The 1,671-nt window shown below is 64.1% G+C and carries 2 protein-coding genes and 1 pseudogene; all 3 read left to right on the top strand.

Annotated elements, in window-relative coordinates; all coding sequences use genetic code 11:
• Window positions 1–676: DUF1236 domain-containing protein (locus MOV75_RS37015; RefSeq protein ID WP_247007856.1), on the top strand; the 676-nt coding region annotated here is incomplete at its 5' end.
• A 254-nt stretch (window positions 677–930) separates the two neighbouring features.
• Window positions 931–1,398: a type II 3-dehydroquinate dehydratase gene (gene aroQ, locus MOV75_RS37010; RefSeq protein WP_092262044.1), complete on the top strand. Its 468-nt coding sequence runs from the start codon at window positions 931–933 to the stop codon at window positions 1,396–1,398.
• Window positions 1,399–1,435: 37 nt separating this feature from the next.
• Window positions 1,436–1,671, top strand: a pseudogene (locus MOV75_RS37005) (acetyl-CoA carboxylase, biotin carboxyl carrier protein); the annotation flags it as partial.

Here is a 1,671-nt window from a genome sequence, read left to right as displayed (position 1 = left end):
CTCGATGGGCCGCGACTCCGTGAGCCATGACAAGGGCACCGTTGGCCAGGCCGGCGGCGCCATGAAGCCCGGCGGAGCCGCCGACGACAAGTCGTCCGGCGCGATGGAGAAATCCGGCGCCGCGGACAAGTCCGGCGGGATGGAAAAGTCCGGCACGATGAACAAGAACGCGGCTGACGAGAAGGCCGGCATGAAGGGCGAGCACGCCCAGGGCGCGCAGGATAAGTCTGCGCCGGACAAGTCGAAGAGCATGAGCTCTGACTCGACGACCAAGTCCGATTCCACCAAGTCCGGTGCCAAGGACATGAAGGCCGAAGACAACAAGGCCGGCGGCGCTGCCAAGAGCAACAATGCCGAGAACCGCCCGGCCTCCACCGACACCAAGTCGCAGACCACGACCGGTAACGCTTCGGCCACCGCCGCCGCGCCGCCGCCCGAGAAGCGGACGGAAATCTCGACCGCGATCAAGTCGACCAAGATCGAGGAGACCACGAACGTCAACTTCAACATCTCGGTCGGCACCGCGGTCCCGGCGTCCGTCCACTTCCACCCGCTGCCGCCCCGGATCGTCGAGATCTACCCGCAGTGGCGTGGCTATGAAGTGATCTTCGTCCGCGGCCAGTACGTGATCGTCCGTCCGCAGACGCGCGAGATCGTTTACATCATCGAAGGCTAAGCTGCTTCGCTGAAACCCAGATCAGCCCCTGCCGAGAGATCGGCGGGGGCGTTTGGCCTTGGCCGGCCCCGGCCATCCGTCCCCGCCGGCAGCCATGCTTCGAACTGGTTAACAAGCAATTTCCGTAGCTTCCGCACAAGTTTTTGTACCTGGGATGAGGTACCTGAACCCTTCCGGGAGGCCGTCAAGGCTTCCCCTCACGCGCTTTGTTACCTATAACCCCCGCCACGCCGAGCACCTCTTCCGGGATTGGAATGGCTGAACCTGCAACCGACACGATCCTCGTCCTGAACGGGCCGAACCTCAACATGTTGGGGACGCGCGAGCCGGAAAAGTATGGCCACGCCACGCTGGCCGACGTCGAGGCGCTGTGCCGGGAGACGGCGGCGACGTTCGGTCTCAAAGCCGATTGCCGGCAGTCCAACCGTGAGGGCGAGCTGATCGACTTCATCCACGAGGCGCATGCGCGCAAGATGAAGGGCATCATCGTCAATGCCGGCGGCTATTCGCACACCTCGATCGCATTGCACGACGCGCTGCTCGCGGTGCAGATCCCGACGGTCGAAGTGCATGTGACCAACATCCATGCCCGCGAGAGCTTTCGTCACCACTCCTACACCGCGCGCGCGGCCTTCGCCTCGCTTTGCGGTTTCGGCATCGAGGGCTACCGCCTCGCCATCCAGGGCCTTGCCGCCAAGCTTGCCATCAAGCCCAAAGCCTGAAGCTCCCTCATCAAACAGAACATTCGGATCAAAGAACATGGCGCGCCAGCCAGACGACAAAGCAGCCGCAAAGTTTTCCAGCGAGGATTCCGCGCTCGTCCGCGAGCTCGCATTGCTGCTCGATGAGACCAGTCTCACCGAGATCGAGATCGAACGTGCCGGCCTGCGCCTGCGTGTCGCCCGCAATATCAGCGTTGCTGCGACCATGCCTGTGCCGATGGCAGCTGCTCCCGCGGCCCTGCCGGTAGCCTCCGCCGCGCCTGCCGCCGCCGG

The organism is Bradyrhizobium sp. PRIMUS42, assembly GCF_023006515.1.
Lineage (GTDB): Bacteria > Pseudomonadota > Alphaproteobacteria > Rhizobiales > Xanthobacteraceae > Bradyrhizobium.
This window is presented reverse-complemented; position numbering and strand designations above follow the sequence as displayed.